Raw genomic sequence first — 17,207 nt, forward strand, 5'->3', positions numbered from 1 at the left:
CAAAAAACAAGCGTTGTGCCAGCTCCCTAGTGAGTTAGCGCAACGCTTGTTTGATTCATGCCTACAGTCGCTTGAATTTAATGGTACAGGTTAATCTTGACGCTTCTTGCGGTAAACGAACGTACTACCTAAACCGCCGGCTAGCAACAGGCCTAGTGCTTGCAGCCAACCTTGGTGCGCCTCACCCGTTTGTGGCAACCCGGCCGATAAGCCCATGTCCTTCAGGAGTTGGGCCCGCATAGCCTGTAATTTGGCAACCAACGCGGTGTTGTGTGCGGCTTGTGCCTTGGCAATGGCGGCATCGATTCTATTCAGAACCGCTTCACCATCAGTGGCCGCATCGGGATCTTCTGCCTGTTGTTCGGCCTCAAAGTCGACCACTTCGTCTTCCAGTTCGCTCAAGAGTTCCTCTTCATCTGGACTCTCATGCTCGTAGTCCACATCGGTATCGGGCTCTTCGGTGTCAGGGTTCTCAGTGTTCGGCAATTCGGTGTCAGGTCCTTCGGTATCGGGGTTTTCCGTATTTGGTAACTCGACGTCTGGCTTGTCAATGTTTGGCTTGTCTGGGGCTTCGGGTTCCTCGACGTCTGGATTGTCAATATTTGGCTTTTCAGGTTCCTCAATGTTTGGGAGCTCAACGCTTGGCAGGTCAATGTTTGGCTTGTCTGGCGCTTCGGGCTCCTCAACGTTAGGCTTGTCAATATTTGGTTTGTCAGGTGGCTCGATGCCTGGTAACTCAACAGTTGGAATGTCGATATTTGGCTTGTCTGGGGCTTCGGGTTCTTCAACGTTAGGCTTGTCGATGTTTGGCTTGTCCGGCGCCTCGGGTTCCTCAACGTTAGGAAGGTCAATGTTTGGCTTGTCCGGCGCTTCGGGTTCCTCAACATTAGGAAGGTCGATGTTTGGTAACTCGTAGTCGCCCTCATTGTCCTTGTTATCTTGCAGGTCCCAACGGTGGGTCTCGGCGTTAACAACGACTTTGTCCGCAATGATGTTCCCGTCAATGTTTTGGTTGGCAATAACTTCTGCGGATGGCGCTAAGATACTTCCCTGGAAAGGACGGTCAACGGTGATAGTCCCCGTGTGTTGTTTGTCACTAGCCGTACTGTCATAGAAGTTCCACAGTAAATGGTTGTCCCCGAAGTCTTCCGTTTCCTGATTATCCCGGTCGCTACCGTCACTGTAGACCAGCTTGATTTGCGAATTAATCTTGTAGTCTTCTTGGCCACCGGTATCCACGTTAATAATGACGGTATTCCCATCGGCATCTGGTGATAAGCCGGAAATTGTCAGTGGCGTGTCCCCGTTCAGAACGTCTGGGCTTAAGTTGATGACGATATGACCATCGGCATCCGGTGTCATGTCACTCACGTCGATAACTCGATTGTTGCGATCGGCAAAGTCATCATTGGTATATGACGCGTTGCTGGTAGCTGTCGTCAACTGTTCGTTAAGGGCCTTAAGTTTCGCAAACTCTGCATCGAAGTTGATGTAAGTCTGCCCGTTTTGGTCTTGGTAAACTTCGGAAGCCAATAAGTGGTCGATGTCGGCCCCATTGACCTTTGGCCGGTTCGGATTGCTTAAATCAATTTCGATACCTTCACCAAAGATGACCTTGTTTTCCCGGGTATCCCCAGCGGAAACGAATGAGCTATTGGCAATGTTGACGATGTTCTGTATGTAAGAAATATCTTTATCAAGCAGTTCTTCAATAATGTTGGTCCCAAAGTTAACGTTCCCCGTCAGGTTCTGAACGGCTAAATTCCCGTTAGTGTGGGCATTCAGCTCAGCATCGCGCGCGAAGATATGAAATGCGGAGGAGACTCCCAGGATGTTGTTCAAATCAGGAAAGTCATCGTAAACGTCCCCACCGGCCTGAACCCCGCTCTCGGCATAAGGTTCCAGCGCCGTCGTGACGTTCGTGGTGTCTTCAAGTTCCTTAAAGATATCGTTGAGGTTTTGCTCATCAGTCGCGTTGTTCTCATTAGCAACGTCAACGTCAGGTGTGACTGCCGTATTGTCATCGATCGTTGGTGTATTGATCGTTGGTGTTTCAACTGGCGTCGTATCCTGTTGCCGCGTCAACATCGCTGGTGCGTACATCCGTTGAGCATGCTTAGCAGCCGCTGCACCGTCGTCATTCGTCTTGCTGGTCCCATCAGCCTTATCAGTCGTGCTCGTCTGATTAGCGGCATCCGTGTCGTTCTTAGTTGTATCTGACCCGGTCGTCGTATCAGCGGAGCTCGTAGTGGTGTCGGTCGTGGTGTTTTGGTCAACCTGACCATCGTTGCTGGAACTGCTGGTCGATGGCGTACTGCTACTGGTCTGGCTGGCATCCCCACTAGCCACTTGTTCTGAACTACTCGATGACTCACTACTGCTACCCGACGATGAACTACTCAAGCTCGTTGCCGGCGTACTACTGCTGTTACTGCTGTCGTTAGTATCAGCGCGGGCCGTAACCGTGGCCCCACCTAACGCCAACACAATGGCACAGGCGAAGACCCACTTGCGGCCATCTTTATACATCTTAAAATGTGTCCGTTTCGTTTCCATATCGAATTAATCCCTACCTTTCTAACTAAAAAGATTCCCTTCTCTATTTTCGTACTACTGGTAGAAACAATCAATATCAATAACGAAATTATTTCAAAAACAAACTACTTATGCCATAATATTTTCCCGCTTGTAACAATCTGCACAACCGTGGTAAAAATTATAAATAGCCGTTGAGATCTTCAATTCTCACGGTGTTGTCCCTCGGTTATATTATAAGTGTGAAGAGTGGTTATAATTTTTGTAAGCGCTAACATGATTGCTATTATTGACGCTAAACGATGCTTAGTCGCTAATGCTAAGCATCGATGACTGCCGCTGACAACTCGATAACCACTTAAAAAATACATTTGGAGGTCATAACATGAAAGGTTCAACGAAACTTCAGCCCCAAGATGTCATTGCGCCCATCGACCGACGACTTTACGGATCATTTATCGAACAACTTGGCCGGGCCGTTTACACCGGTGTTTACCAACCCGGTCATCCCGCTGCCGATGAAGAAGGCTTTCGGACCGACGTCATCGAAGCGGTCAAAGAACTCAACGTGCCACTGATTCGCTACCCTGGCGGAAACTTTCTGTCCCAGTACCGGTGGGAAGATGGCATCGGGCCTAAGGATCAGCGTCCGGTTCGTCTAGACTTGGCTTGGCGTGAACTCGAAACCAACCAGTTTGGCCTCCACGAATTCATGCACTGGGCAGACAAGGTCAACGCCGTACCGAACATGGCCGTTAACCTGGGGACCCGGGGCATTCAGGAAGCCGCCGACCTTGTGGAATACTGCAACTTCCCTAAGGGGACCTACCTCAGTGACCTCCGCCGCAAGAACGGTGCCGAAGACCCATTTGCCATTAAGACTTGGTGCCTGGGTAACGAAATGGACGGCCCTTGGGAAATTGGTGCCAAGACCGCTACGGAATACGCCCACCTCGCCAACGAAACGGCGAAGGCTATGCGACGGGTCGACGATTCCCTCGAACTTGTGGCCTGTGGGAGTTCTTCCATGGACAACCCAACGTTCGGTGAATGGGAAGAGACCGTGCTGGACGAATGCTACGACAACGTGGATTACTTATCGTTGCACCGTTACTACGGTTACTACAACGATGATGACCCGACTGAACTCGACAACTTCTTGGGTAAGAACCTCGACCTCGATGCCTTTATCAAGGGGGTCGTTGCCATGTGTGATGCCGTTAAGGCCCGCAAGCGTTCAACCAAGACCATCAACCTGTCCTTTGACGAATGGAACGTCTGGTACCACTCCAATGACGCCGACACCAAGGTCACCCCTTGGCAAGTTGGGCCGCATTTGCTTGAAGATGTCTACAATTTCGAAGACGCCTTATTGGTCGGCAGCCTGTTGATGACGCTGTTACGAAACGCCGACCGGGTTAAAATTGCCTGCTTGGCCCAACTCGTCAACGTCATCGCGCCAATCATGACGGACACGGACGGTGGCGTCTGGAAGCAGTCTATCTTCTACCCATTCATGCAGGTTGCTAACCACGGTCAAGGTGAGGTCCTAGTCGACCACAGCCAGTCCGCGACCTACAACTCACGTGAATTCAAGGACATTCCTTACCTCGATACGGTCTCCACTTACGACGCTGCCAGCCAAACGCTGACGGTCTTCGCCGAAAACAAACACCAGACCGATACGCTCGACTTTGATATCGACCTGACCGACTTCACGGTCGACCACTTGATCGAAGCCACCCAATTCTACGGCTACGACGTCAAGGCCGACAACCACGATGGCAAGATGCAGCTGCAGGCGTTGCCAGTCAACGCTAAGGACCACACGGCTAACGTGACACTCCAGCCATTGTCCTGGAACATGCTCCGCTTCAAGGTTAAATAGTCTTGAATACCGCCTGCGGCTGCCAGGGATTACGCCTGCTGTGGGGACGCTTCAGCCTGAGAAACGGGCTTCCGACTCGATTTTAAGCCACGAAAAAGCCGTGTCTTAAAAGTCGCCCGTGCTGTAAACTGGCAAAAACCGCCAGTTAACACCACCTCCACGGCTGGCTCCATCCCTGGCCTCCTCCGGCTAAGACTAGTTTTTACCCTTGATGGTCCTGGAAAATATCATCTGACTTTATCATCAACCAACTATTCACTTTTAAATTAATTGACCAAAATAAGCACTGAACTCGCTAGTCTGCGAATTCAGTGCTTATTTGTCTGACATTTTAATCGTTATAAGACGCATTACTCACCTTACAGCCCATATCTGGCGGCCGGTAAGGCAACGGAACACACTACGTTATCTAGTAAGTAATCCAGTACTGTAGCCCTGCGGCGAGGATGCCACCGACTAATGGGCCACACATTGGCACCCAGGCGTAATCCCACTCCGCATTACCTTTATTTGGAATCGGCAGGATAGTGTAAGCCAGACGGGGGCCCCAGTCACGGGCCGGGTTCAGCGCGAAACCGGTGGTGGTCCCTAAGCCCATCCCCACGACCATGATCAGAAGGCCGACGATGAATGGTTTCAGACCTTGGGTAAAGTTCCCCAAGTTGAGGAGAATAAAGACGAACGCCCACGTGGCAATCACTTCTGAGATAAAGTTGAACACGGGACTCTTGATGGCTGGGCGGGTCGCAAAAATACCGACCGTGTTCCCAGCAGCCTCATCAGGGGTTGCTTTGAAATGGGGGTAGAACTGCAGGACGACCAATGCTGCCCCCACAAATGCTCCCAAAAACTGGCCCAGTAAGTAAGGGACGACCTCGGCCCACGGGAAGTAGCCGAACACCGCAAAGCCAATGGTGACGGCCGGATTTAAATGTCCCTGTGACCCTAATAAACCAGCCACATAGACCCCCATCGTCACAGCCATTCCCCAGGCGACACACACAAACGTCCAGTTTGCGCCCTTCGCGTAGGTTTTATTCAAGTTGATACTAGCACCCGTCCCCGCACCGAGAACGATCAAAATCATGGTACCAAAAAATTCACCAATAAAGCCACTCATACTAAAAACACCCCTCAAATCGTTATGTAAAAAAATAAATGCTGAACTCAGTTTAACATAGGTAAAACGTTAACGGTGGGTTATTTTGAACCGCTTACACCAATTTGCGAAAACAAAACGGCCACGCTGCAGAAATGGCAACGTGACCGGTTTAATTTTGATCAGATTTACTTTTTAGAGGGAACTATGGTGCTTTTTAGCCATGAACTCCCAAAGAGACCTTCGCATACCGGGTCATCTGGCCCATGTCCCAAGCGGGTTCCCAGACGAGGTCAATGTCACAGTGTTCGACGCCAGCCACTGATAGTGCAGCCGCCGTAATCTGGTCGTTGAGCATATCACTTAGTGGGCAACCCATTGTGGTCAGCGTCATTTTAACTGTACACTTATTGCCTTCGACGGTGACGCCATAGATGAGGCCTAAATTCACAATATCAATCGTCAATTCCGGGTCAATGACCCCTTCCAGTGCTGTCATCACGGCTTCTTCAGCTTGTTCATTTTCAGCCATTTTTGTTCCCTCCTCTGACAGAAAAGCCGATAGCCAGTCTACCAGCTATTGGCCCTCCGTCTGTTACTTTTCATTTTTAGGTCATTGGTGCCGGGTTGAAGATGCAGATGTCATTGTAGAGCTTCAACCGTTCTGCGGCTGGCTTTTCACCACTCGCCACGTCCAGAATAAAGTTGAACAATTCCGTTCCGAGTTCTTCAACGGTCAGATCACCCGTGGCAACTTTACCAGCGTTAATGTCGATCAAGTCACTCCAGAATTCCTTCAAATCAGTCCGCGTGCAGACCTTGATGACGGGAGCCGCTTGCAGGTTGTAAGGCGTGCCCCGACCAGTGACGAAGACTTCCAGGCCCATCCCTGAAGCTAATTGCATTGGGCCTGTCGTGAAGTCCCCAGCTGGCGTCGCGTTAAAGATCAAACCACGTTTCGTTGGAATTTCACCAGCACTGACCACTTGGGAAATTGGCGCGGTCCCGGACTTCGCAATGGAGCCCATGGACTTTTCAACGATGGTGGACAATCCGCCCTTCCGGTTACCCGGCGTTGGGTTGGCTGAACGGTCAACGCCGCCCTTAGCCAAGTAGTTATCGAACCAAGACATTTCCTTAACTAACTTATTGCAGTTAGGTTGGTCCGGAATCCGTTGCGCGATGAAATTGACCCCATCACGAACTTCGGTAACTTCGGAGAACATGGCGGTCCCGCCACCAGCAACTAAGAGGTCGGAGGCGTACCCGGCGGATGGATTCCCCGTCACACCGGAGAAGGCATCACTCCCACCACATTGGAAACCAACGGACAGCTTGGACAATGGTTGCTCCGTCCGGCGATGAGTTTCCAAAATAGCCAGCTTCTTATCTGCCATTGCCATAATGGCCGTGATCATTTTTTCAAAGCCCTTGTAGTTCTGTAAGTACAAGAGGTTATCGTCATTGATGTCCTCAGGATCTAGGATCCGGTCCGGCGTCAGCTTTTCGCAGCCTAAACCAACGACCATGATCTGACCACCGAAGTTCGGGTTCTTCACGATGTTTCTAATTTCACGAATAGGAACTTTGGCTTCGGGCGCATCGATGGCAACCCCACAGCCATACTGGTGACTGACGACCGTGACATCATCCACGTGTGGATATTTCGGCAAGAGTTCCTGCTTGATGCGGTCTACGGCAATCTTCAAGACCCCGACCACACATTGAACCGTGGTCTGAATTCCCAAGATATTCCGGGTACCGGCGTACTTGTTGCCAGGAACGTCATAGCCCATAAACGTGGTCCGCTTAGGCTTTGGCAAGTCCTTGCGAATGTTCGTGCCGTAAGTCAGCTTGTTCAGGTCTGGCGACGGTGGTAATTCCAGACTGGTTTCATTGATCCAGTCCCCGGCTTGAATATCACTCTTGGCGTAACCCAGTACGACGCCGTAACGTAAGACGGCGTCCCCTTTGGCTAAATTGACCAGGGCAATCTTGTGGGCTTGGGGAATCTCGTCGTTGACGGTAATATCGCCCTTGATCTTGTCCCCGACGTGTAAATCGTGGACTGCAATGGCAACGTTATCGTTTGGGCGCATTTTCACAACATGTTTGAGCATGGATGCAACCTCCTCAGCTTAGAAACAACTGCTAAATTCGGGACATTTCCCTATGTAATGCAGTTTTACTGCTCGCTTCAAAGTCAGCAGCAGAGTCGCCGCCGTCTTCGTTAAGCGCTTTCAACTTTACAACTATAATGTTAATTCCTTCACGTAAGGCGAACAAGAGACAATCCGGCAAGGTTTTCGACAAAAGTTTAGTCAAATCAACAAAGGCGCTAGCGCACGCGAACCACTGCTTGTGCCCGGAAACACAGTTACGGCAGGTATTAAACCACATCAGTCTCCTCACGTCTTCCAACCCTTGTAATATGACATAGACGTGTACAGAACAGTAATGACAATGATATTGCCCCGCAACTATTCTGTAACCCAAAACGACTATCTTAGTAGGAGAAGGGTAAATAAAAACTTACATATAAGGGATGGCATTATTCAATGAAAATCAAACAGATCAGTTTGGCCGTGGCATTTGCCGCAGCCGTCGTACCGGCCCTGAGCCTGAACACTACTGCTCACGCCAACAGCACCAATACGATTGTCAGCACCACGCCGATGACCAATACCAGTTATGTCCGCAAGAGTGCGACTGGCTGGACGTACAATCTGGGTGGGACCGCCAGCAACATGACCTTTGGCAAGAAGACCCACTACCTGAAAAATTATCCCAACACGACTTGGCACGCCACGCAGAAGCGCTACATCGTTAAGAAGAATGGGGTTAAATATCTCTACTACTATGTCACCAATGGTCGCGGCACCGCTTCTGGCTGGATCTGGCACGGTTATTTGACCCCTAAGAGCTATGCGCACACCAACACGGTCAGTTCATCGACCACTGGCAATGGCAGCTACGCTTCAATTCTGAGTGCCGCCAAGTCACAATTAGGTAAGCCATACGTCTATGGTGGCAATGGTCCCAGCGCGTTTGACTGCTCCGGCTTCACCAAATACGTCTTCAGCAAGGCCCTCGGGCAAACACTCCCCCGGACCGCGCAACAACAGTATGACAGCTACACCCACGTCAGCGCGGCCAATGCCCAACCCGGCGACCTGATTTTCTTCGGGACCAGTACGGCCAACATCACCCACTGTGGGATCTACCTCGGTAACAACCAGATGATCGATGCCCAACTGCGCGGCGTCATCACCGAGGCCACCAACGTTTCCTGGTGGCACACGGTCGGCTACTCACGACCAGCTACTTTAAGCTAATTTTCTACGGTTCCAGGATTCATTCTCAAATAAACCCCACTAAAATTACCGGTAAGTCAGATAATTTTAGTGGGGTTTTCAGTCCGTTTACACAAAAAAGAGTCCAAGACCAGCGCCTTGAACTCCTTTTAACTCATTATTCTTCTATTAAGCTGGTGAAACGCCCAACTTGTTGCCGCCATTTAGAATCTTGAAGAAACTAGCCAGTTCCTTCTTCCGGTAAGCAGCAGGTACGAATTCACGAATGGTTTCGAGGTCAAACCCAGTTGCCAACTTGTTGCGGTCGACCACAATTGGGTTCTTTAAGATCCCCGGATTCTTTTGCAAGAGATCAACGAGTTCGTTCATCCCCATATCTTGAACGGAAGCGGGAAGTGCCTTGTAGGCCTTAGACCGCGTTGAAATCAGGTCGTCGGTCCCTTCTTCAGTCAGAGACAACATGTAAAGAATTTCGTCTCTCGTTAATGGTTGTTTTTTAATGTCACGGGCGGTGAAAATGGCATCGTGATTGGCAAGCCATTTCATAGCTTTAGTAACCGCCGTTGTTTTAGCATGAAAGTACATTTTGATCATATAGAATCGCCCTCCATTTGTTTGTCTTCGATGAGGTACTTCAGATTAGCACTCTTTTGTTTGAGTGCTAATTATGTTAATCATTGTACACCACATTAGGAAATGATGAAACCCATAACTCTCAGTATCGAGCACCTTTTAATACTTTCTCAAGAAACTCACTGGTTAGCGATGATCTATAAACCCCAACTCTTCGGGCTTAAACTCACTTTAACAGGTGAATGCACCGGTTTTGCGACCTAAATTTGAATTTTTTTTGAAGATGCTAAATGTTGCTCTATTAGTATTGTAACAGCTTACATTATTTTTTAAGTTGACGCAAATCAATTCTACGATTTTTCTCTAAAAAAGTTTCTACTGAACAAACTGATTAATTCTGACTAAACGGGACTGACGGGCTGGCAATCGACTATGAAATATTAGAATTGGCATAGAACGTACTGTGCTCAGCCGGCGGAATCTCTGGGGCCCAGAATACGGCTCGTTTTTTTGCTAAATTTCAAAAAAGGACTGCTCCGAGAAATCATCGATTTCTCGGAGCAGTCCTTTTCAATCCGTGAGTTGGGCGTCTTGTCCCGAACTCACGCTAACTTATCTCTATGAATCTAAGTCAAAAGCCAGTGCCCGCGTCCAGAGGCCATTTGCCATCTGGTAGTAGGTCGTGACGTTCCCGTTAGAATCGGTCCGCTTCGTCCGGTGCGTAATCGTTACCCGCCGTTCTGCGATGTCTGCCGTAGTCCCTTTAGCCTTAGCTAATTGCGGATCATTGAAAGGCAATGAGTAAACGGGGTAGATCTTCATTAAGTTCAAATCACGGTCGTAGACTTCCGTGTCGAATTTGTCGAAGTCCAAGGCGCCAGCGCGAATCCAGTACTTCGTCGTGGCATTCTTGCTGAAACGGATTCGGTACCATTTACCGGTATCGGCCGTGGCCCGCATATCAATGTAGACCCGCTGTTTCTTTAAACTCTTCCAGTTAAACTTCATGATGTTCCAGTTCTTGTGACCACGAACATGATTGTAAAGTGAATACGTCTTGTAGTTGCTTGCCAACTCAGCGTGTTGCGTGTTCAAGCCGCTGACATAGACTTCACTCTTGTTGGTCTGCTTACGCTTCTTCAACTTCTGTGACGTCGTTGGCTTAGGCTTTGGCTTGCTGCTACTTGATGCCGTGTTATCAACCGTCGTATCAGTAATCGTCTGTTGCGAGGTCACGTCCGTTGAAACGACCTTGCCCACGGTAATCTTGTTCTTACCGATGTTCATGCCGGATCCCGTCAGTGGGAAGTTACTGTCCACGAAGGTCGACCCCTTCTGTTGGGTGGTGACGTCGTTATTTTGAATCGTCACATCGGTCATCGGGTTGGCGGTGTCCTTCGTATCGAGGTAAACGTATTGTTTCGTTGGGTTAACATTGGTAAACGTGTTATCCGTAATGTTTAAGTTCGACATTTGGTAACCAGGTTCAGAATTATAGAGGTAAATGTAGTTCCCGGAACCTAACACGTGTTGGTTAATAAATTTGTTTCCTGTGATCCACAAGTTGGAAACGCACTTAAAGTGAATCGTTGCGACCCCATCATCCAATAATGGCTTCGGATCAACGACCGTGTTGTTGGTGAAGTACACGTTGTGAATAATCCCGGCAGCGCCGTGACCATAGACTGCGTGTTCACCAATTGGGTTTGGTGCGTAGGAATCGACCTGCCCGGACTTCTTTGAAACTGGCAGGAATTGGTTGTTGTCGACCGTGACATCGTAACTTGGTAAGTTGTCGTATTGGTCGCCAGGGTTCTTATGTGACATGGCCTTCTTGTTTGAATAATCGACCTGGATGGCTTCCTTAAAGTCTTGGGAACCATTAAACCCAGTAAAGACGGAATTCGTGATGTTCACGTCATGGCTCCCATCGATATCGATGTAGTGCCCAGTCGGTGATTCGGCATTATCGAACACACATTGGTCAAACGAAATGTTCTTCGCATGGTGAATACTTTGCGTGAAGACACTTTGACCGGCTGCCGTATTGTCTCCTTGGAACGTGGCACCCTTCCAAGTAACGTTACTGATTCCGCCATCGTAGCCCGCTTCAGGACTTGGATAGACGAAGTTCACTCGGTTGCCGTTCGTAATCCGGAAAACGGCTCCCTTATCAAACTTAAAGGTCATATTTGAATGCAGCACAATGTTGCCCGCATCAAACACATAGGTCCCTTTTGGAACGTGCACCGTCACGGCACCATTGTTCCACTTGTCAATCAACTTCTGTAGAGCGTCGTTGTTACTCGTCTTGGAATCACCGGTCATGCCTTGATGAACGGCGTTGACCGTGGTATCAGCGTAAGCAACAGTTTCCCCAGTGGCTAGTCGTGGTGTTACTGAATTGACATTTAGTCCCAGTAACGTTGCTCCCACAGCAACCGACACGAACAGGCCAAGTTTTGCCCTCAATTTCAAAAAATCCCCTCCAGTTCCAAATTCTTTCCATCGGTTCCATTATAAGCTAAGACATGAAAGCGTTGGGTCATCTTAACCTAATTGTCACACGATTGAAAGATTCCGGACGTAAAGGGGAATCATTTTTTAATTGTAAATTAACTTGGCTTTACATTAATTTAGCGATGTCGTCATGTAAACCGTTTAAACGCGTAACCACTTGGCCACGAACTTGCGTGTAAACTTTAACACCATCTGGCGTCAACTTTAAATTGTGTTGGCGACGGTCCACTTGTGACGCGATGCTTTCAATCAAACCAGCCCGCAGTAACCGCGAGATCTGACCAGAGATCATCGACTTAGACACACCGATCTGTCCGGCAAATTTTGTCGGCGTGAAATCTTCACGTTGATCGGTGATGGCGTGTAACAGGTTAAATTGTTCCAGAGAAATTGTGATATCCTCCGTTTTGATCGTCGTTACTGGCCGCATAATTTTTTGGAGTTGTGAGAACCATTCCAAGGATTGGTTTAAATCGTTAGTTTGCGTCATTGAATTACTCTTCCTTTCCACATTAAAGACTAGGGGGACCAGAACCAGTAGCTGTTACTATTCTGACCCGCTAACCATTCATTATAGCCCTTATTTTCAGTCTTTATGTTACCGATTCATTAATAGTTTATAGCATTACGAATGAAAAAACTAGTGATTGCAATCAATTTGTTATATTTACACCAAACTACGGCATTGAATTCCCCGTAGCAACCCCTTATGATTAAAGTTAACAATATTTAAACTTTAATCAATTGAGGGAGACTGGTATGACACAGATTAAAATGATTGCAACCGACGTCGACGGGACGTTCCTAAACGACCAGCGACAGTACAACCACGACCGGTTCGCAGCACAACTTGCCCGCTTAAAGACCGCCAACATCCGTTTCGTGGTCGCCAGTGGGAACCACATTGGCCATTTACACAAGGTTTTCGCTGCTACCCCCACCGTGCAGACGTTCGTGGCCGAAAACGGTAGCCTGATCATTGACCAGCACCACACGTTGTTCGAAACTCCGGTGCCCACGGATGTCGCCCATGCTGTCGTGGACGCTCTAATGACCGACGACACTTTGCGGCCCCAAGCATTCCGGTTATCCGGTGCCCACGGGACCTACGTGAGTCGTGACAGCAAGCCGCTCGACCTGGATGCCCAGAACTATTTCTTTAACAACTTGGTTACGGTCGATGACCTCCGCGATGTCGAAGATACCATCTACAAGGTCAACGGTGAGTGGCCTCACAGTTCGGTTCAACACGTCGTTGACCAACTGAACACACGGTTTGCCGGTCAGGTTCACGCGACTCCCAGTGGCTTCGGCAGTATCGACATCATCGCACCACACATGAATAAAGCTGTCGGTGTGACGCAACTCGCCCAATCCTGGGGAATCGATCCTAGCGAAGTGGCTGCCTTTGGTGACAACGGCAACGACAAGGAAATGATCGCCCACGTTGGTCTCGGTGTTGCGATGCGTAACGGCGCTGAAGACGTCCGCAACGTTGCCGATTTGGTAACCCCTACCGATAATAATCATGATGGTGTATTAGACGTTATCGATGCTATTTTAGCAGGTGAAGTTTAAAGTCACCTAAACCTTTCAGTCATTGACCTAATTTGGTCGGTGACTTTTTTAATTCACCCACAGTAGCCGAGCCACTAGCCGATACATCTGGCGGGCCGAGTGTAACCGACCGTGGCCTAAACCGGCAACGTGATGTTCGTGGTAACGGACGGCACTGCCAGCAACGATCTGCCGTAGCGCCGTGACCTGCTCGACCGGAACCGAGCCATCCGTATGCCGCCCAGGAAGCGTGCCATAGACGTTAAAGAGTTGCGCCTGTTCGTTGGCCCGTAACTGGTGGCGTGCAGCTCTCAGACGCTCAAATGTGGCGTCTACGGGGTGCTGTGCCGTTCCTTCGTCCACCGGTGCCCCAAGTAGGACTAACCGGTGTAACCGGGGAACATTCGCGGCCGGGCCATGTAAGACCAGACTGTTCACGGCTGCACTGCCACCCCAGGAATGCCCCACCAGGTTGTATTGGCGAACGCCATACTGCCGATAAAGGTCCCTGAGAATCGCCGTGATCCATTGGACCTGTGGCTGATAATCCCGCGTCAGGCTGTGATCAAATAACACCTGAATCAGGGGATTGGTCGCCTCTGGATCCCATTTTCCAGAAAAATGACGTCTACCAGCCCAGTCGACGCGAATCGTGGCCACCTTGTGTCCATAACCGTGCCGCGCGAACCAGCGTAACATCCCATTATAGGTCACTGCGCCGCCACCCCAACCCGGAATAAACAAGGTTGGTGTCGCCGCGTAGTGGACGTTCGGCCGCCGCGTTGCCAACGGTTCGGGGCGCCCCGGCCGACTTATCAACCGCAGTCCCAGCCCACTCATCAGGCCCAGTACCGCAGCTACCTGCCATTTTTTGTTCATGTTCAACGCCCCCAGTAGCTCACTTATTATGCCAGTTATTTTGATTGTGCACAAGTAAAAATTAGTTTAGTCAACATTTATGCTAGTTAACCTTTACTAACTAAAATTTATCCGCATAAACCAATAAATGCTAAATAGCGTCATCATTAGTAATTTGACTAATTTTGTCCAAATCTAGCCGTCAATTATTGATTTTTGCCGGAAGTTCAGTTGACAGTTGTCCGTATAAAAATTTATAATAGAGCTAAATATGAAAACGCTTTATTACATTAGAAATCGAGGACTTACTATGCAAACTACGACGAAACATTGGGATACGTATCAAGATCAAGCTGTGACTGAGTATGCGATTGAAAACGACAATGGCGTCAAACTGGCCGTTTTAAGCTGGGGAGCAACGTTACATGCCCTCTCCGTACCAACTGACAAGGGCGACAAGAACCTGGTCCTGTCTTACCATAAGATGGCCCACTACTTGGACAACCCCTTCTACGTTTGCATGGGCATTGGCCGGACCGGTGGGCGCATCACCCGCGGAACCTTTCCCCTGAATGGCACGACCTACAACGTTGACACTAACGAAGGTCGTAACACGCTTCACGGTGGTCCTCACGGCTTCAACACGGTCAACTGGGTCGGCGAATTAGATGCCAGTGATCCTGAGATTGCCAAAATTGTATTGACGCACACATTTAAGTCTAGTGAAGATTCTTATCCTGGTGACTTGACCGCCAAGATGACGTACACGTTAGACAACCACGATGAGGTCACGCTGACTTTCGAAGCCAACTCGACCGACACCACGCTGTTCAACCCAACGTCTCACTGCTACTTCAACCTGAGTGACGACCAATTGATCTCCGGTCAGACGCTGCAGGTCAACAGTACGGAGCACTTGGACCTCGACGGTGAGAAATTGCCTACTGGGAAGATGGTCGCCAATGCTGGCACCCCATTTGACTTCGCCCAAGGCCAAAACCTCGGCCAAGCCATTCGTGGCATGCAAGACATCCCTGAGAAGGGCTTTGATGACGTTTATCACGTTACCCCAGCCGCCGACCAGACAATTGCCAAATTGACCGACCCACAATCGAACCGGTCATTGACCATCAAATCCGATCGGAACGCCTTGGTCGTCTTCACCGCCAACTCCTTCACGTCAAACATGAAGCTCGCTGCCGGTGCCGGCCAACCTTACATGGGGGTTGCCCTCGAACCACAAACGTTGCCAGACTCACCGAACCATCCAGAATTTGGCGACATCACCTTACCTGCTGGCAAGACGCAGAGTTACCAAATCAAATACGATATCACTTACTAAAAATGCAAATGCAAGTGAAGCGCCCGCACACCACCCTGGTGTGGGAGCGCTTTTTGTCGTTATCATCATGTACACTAGGCCGCTAGTCGTGACAATGTCAACCTTATCTAACCTAAACATTAAAACTAGCTAATAGTAAAACCACAGTTCTTCAATTAGTCTATCATACGATTTTTGAGAAGTACACTAAAAATCGCCCAACCCCTAAACTATTTTACCGTCTAACCGCCGAGTCGAGATAATTGACAGTTTTAAGCGCCCATGCTAAGTTAGTAAAACGTAATTATTATCATTTAATGTGCTTGAATAGCGACTCTAAAAACCGGTGACATCCATTGTTGGAGGTCCCACAACTCGTTTCATCATCTATTAATAAAGGAGACTTCATTCATTGGCAAAGAAATCAAAAATTGCGAAAGCACAACGCATCGCTGCAACCGTTGATCGTTACGCAGAACGTCGCGCAGAACTCAAGGCAGCCGGCGACTACGCCGCATTGGCCTTACTCCCCCGTGACGCTTCACCAACTCGAATCCACCGGCGCGACCACCTAGATGGCCGGCCCCACGCCTACATGCGTAAGTTTGGCCTTTCCCGTCTGAATTTCCGAGAATTGGCTCACGCTGGGAAGATTCCGGGCGTTAAGAAGGCCAGTTGGTAGAGTAGAGTGTGGAACAAGGCGGTTAACTCCTGAGCATTAACGTCAAGTAGTGCCCAACCGGGGAACCCGGTTCGGTACTACTTGGGGTTAAGCGCAGGGAGTTGCCTTGTGGAACACGTTTCCACCATGTCACCTCAGTGCTCCCAACCCTGACACCCCGCGGAATCACGGTTGCCAGCACCCCATTTACCACAGACAGTCGCCCATATTCCGCGATTGTCTGTGCCAAATACAACCCAAATCACCCGTAGCAAACGACCATGACTTAGCCGTTTGCTGCGGGTTTTCTATTGATTAATCGCCACGCCATATCTGCCACGTGTATAATGAATAACATATGGTACATAACTGATTGCGACGTCTTCTAAACGATCAGCCCCGCACCTCATCCAATCAATCTAAAGGGAGTTTTCAAACATGAGTGAAGTTTTAACGGTTCTCCGCGAGTTCGACCTGTTCGGTGGCGACTCATCACAGTACGGCATCGAAACGCCCAAGATTAACGCCCAATTTGTCGGCGTCGCCCCAGCCATGGTCTTCGACGTACACAACCAACCCAAGCTGGCGCGCCAGACTGAACGGCAACTGCGCACCATCGAAAATGAAATCCGCGACCAATTCCACGTTGAAATGGTCGACATGGGCGGCGGTGACATCAATCAGACCTTCCAAGTCTTTCAAGCGATGATTACGATCTTCAAGCAACGGGTCGAAAAAGAGCTGCTCATCGACAATCAACTTGAACTGGAAAGTCTGACCACCAGCGGCGAATGGCTCCTCTTCTGGCACGAAGACGCGCCCCTGGTTAAAGCCAAACAACAGCAACAGGAAAATCTGCCGAAGGACTTCTAGTTGATTTG

The 17,207-nt window shown here is 49.4% G+C and carries 14 protein-coding genes; 6 read left to right on the forward strand and 8 right to left on the reverse strand.

Annotated elements, in window-relative coordinates; all coding sequences use genetic code 11:
- Nucleotides 1–90: 90 nt before the first annotated feature.
- Nucleotides 91–2,556 carry a collagen-binding domain-containing protein gene (locus JUF10_RS06235; RefSeq protein ID WP_203641372.1) on the reverse strand — a complete coding sequence of 822 codons (2,466 nt, stop codon included), beginning with the start codon at nucleotides 2,554–2,556 and terminating at the stop codon, nucleotides 91–93.
- Nucleotides 2,557–2,920: 364 nt separating this feature from the next.
- Between JUF10_RS06235 and arfA the strand changes: the two genes are divergently transcribed.
- Nucleotides 2,921–4,423, forward strand: coding sequence for an arabinosylfuranosidase ArfA (gene arfA / locus JUF10_RS06240; RefSeq protein WP_203641373.1), 1,503 nt, complete (start codon nucleotides 2,921–2,923; stop codon nucleotides 4,421–4,423).
- A gap of 409 nt (nucleotides 4,424–4,832) precedes the next feature.
- Here arfA and JUF10_RS06245 read toward each other — a convergent pair whose 3' ends face one another.
- The 3 genes from JUF10_RS06245 to JUF10_RS06255 form a co-directional block, all read right to left on the reverse strand.
- The gene (locus JUF10_RS06245; RefSeq protein WP_203641374.1) at nucleotides 4,833–5,543 is read right to left on the reverse strand and encodes an MIP/aquaporin family protein; all 711 of its coding nucleotides are present in this window, start codon (nucleotides 5,541–5,543) and stop codon (nucleotides 4,833–4,835) included.
- Between the two features lie 196 nt (nucleotides 5,544–5,739).
- Entirely contained in the window at nucleotides 5,740–6,054 is a 315-nt protein-coding gene (locus JUF10_RS06250; protein WP_203641375.1) for a metal-sulfur cluster assembly factor, read from the reverse strand.
- Nucleotides 6,055–6,130: 76 nt separating this feature from the next.
- Nucleotides 6,131–7,642 (reverse strand): UxaA family hydrolase, encoded by a 1,512-nt coding sequence (locus tag JUF10_RS06255; protein WP_236008171.1) that lies wholly within the window; start codon nucleotides 7,640–7,642, stop codon nucleotides 6,131–6,133.
- 438 nt (nucleotides 7,643–8,080) lie between these two features.
- Here JUF10_RS06255 and JUF10_RS06260 point away from each other — a divergent pair, with 438 nt between their 5' ends.
- Nucleotides 8,081–8,857 carry a C40 family peptidase gene (locus JUF10_RS06260; protein WP_203641376.1) on the forward strand — a complete coding sequence of 259 codons (777 nt, stop codon included), beginning with the start codon at nucleotides 8,081–8,083 and terminating at the stop codon, nucleotides 8,855–8,857.
- A gap of 147 nt (nucleotides 8,858–9,004) precedes the next feature.
- Here the strand turns inward: JUF10_RS06260 and JUF10_RS06265 are convergent, their stop codons facing one another.
- The 3 genes from JUF10_RS06265 to JUF10_RS06275 form a co-directional block, all read right to left on the reverse strand.
- Entirely contained in the window at nucleotides 9,005–9,430 is a 426-nt protein-coding gene (locus JUF10_RS06265) for a Spx/MgsR family RNA polymerase-binding regulatory protein (protein ID WP_048734701.1), read from the reverse strand.
- A 597-nt stretch (nucleotides 9,431–10,027) separates the two neighbouring features.
- Entirely contained in the window at nucleotides 10,028–11,887 is a 1,860-nt protein-coding gene (locus tag JUF10_RS06270) for a glycoside hydrolase family protein (protein ID WP_203641377.1), read from the reverse strand.
- Between the two features lie 148 nt (nucleotides 11,888–12,035).
- Entirely contained in the window at nucleotides 12,036–12,419 is a 384-nt protein-coding gene (locus tag JUF10_RS06275) for a MarR family winged helix-turn-helix transcriptional regulator (RefSeq protein WP_125687562.1), read from the reverse strand.
- 269 nt (nucleotides 12,420–12,688) lie between these two features.
- Between JUF10_RS06275 and JUF10_RS06280 the strand changes: the two genes are divergently transcribed.
- Entirely contained in the window at nucleotides 12,689–13,507 is an 819-nt protein-coding gene (locus JUF10_RS06280; RefSeq protein ID WP_203641378.1) for a Cof-type HAD-IIB family hydrolase, read from the forward strand.
- 48 nt (nucleotides 13,508–13,555) lie between these two features.
- Here JUF10_RS06280 and JUF10_RS06285 read toward each other — a convergent pair whose 3' ends face one another.
- Nucleotides 13,556–14,365, reverse strand: coding sequence for an alpha/beta hydrolase (locus tag JUF10_RS06285; protein WP_203641379.1), 810 nt, complete (start codon nucleotides 14,363–14,365; stop codon nucleotides 13,556–13,558).
- 289 nt (nucleotides 14,366–14,654) lie between these two features.
- Between JUF10_RS06285 and JUF10_RS06290 the strand changes: the two genes are divergently transcribed.
- The 3 genes from JUF10_RS06290 (at nucleotide 14,655) to JUF10_RS06300 (ending at nucleotide 17,199) form a co-directional block, all read left to right on the forward strand.
- Complete coding sequence (locus JUF10_RS06290) at nucleotides 14,655–15,686, forward strand: aldose epimerase family protein (protein WP_203641380.1); 1,032 nt, start codon at nucleotides 14,655–14,657, stop codon at nucleotides 15,684–15,686.
- A gap of 391 nt (nucleotides 15,687–16,077) precedes the next feature.
- Entirely contained in the window at nucleotides 16,078–16,347 is a 270-nt protein-coding gene (gene rpsN, locus JUF10_RS06295; protein ID WP_203641381.1) for a 30S ribosomal protein S14, read from the forward strand.
- A 417-nt stretch (nucleotides 16,348–16,764) separates the two neighbouring features.
- On the forward strand, nucleotides 16,765–17,199 hold the full coding sequence (locus tag JUF10_RS06300; RefSeq protein ID WP_203641382.1) for a hypothetical protein: 435 nt from the start codon (nucleotides 16,765–16,767) through the stop codon (nucleotides 17,197–17,199).
- Nucleotides 17,200–17,207 lie beyond the last annotated feature (8 nt).

Source organism: Levilactobacillus andaensis (assembly GCF_016861695.1).
Classification (GTDB): Bacteria; Bacillota; Bacilli; order Lactobacillales; family Lactobacillaceae; genus Levilactobacillus; species Levilactobacillus andaensis.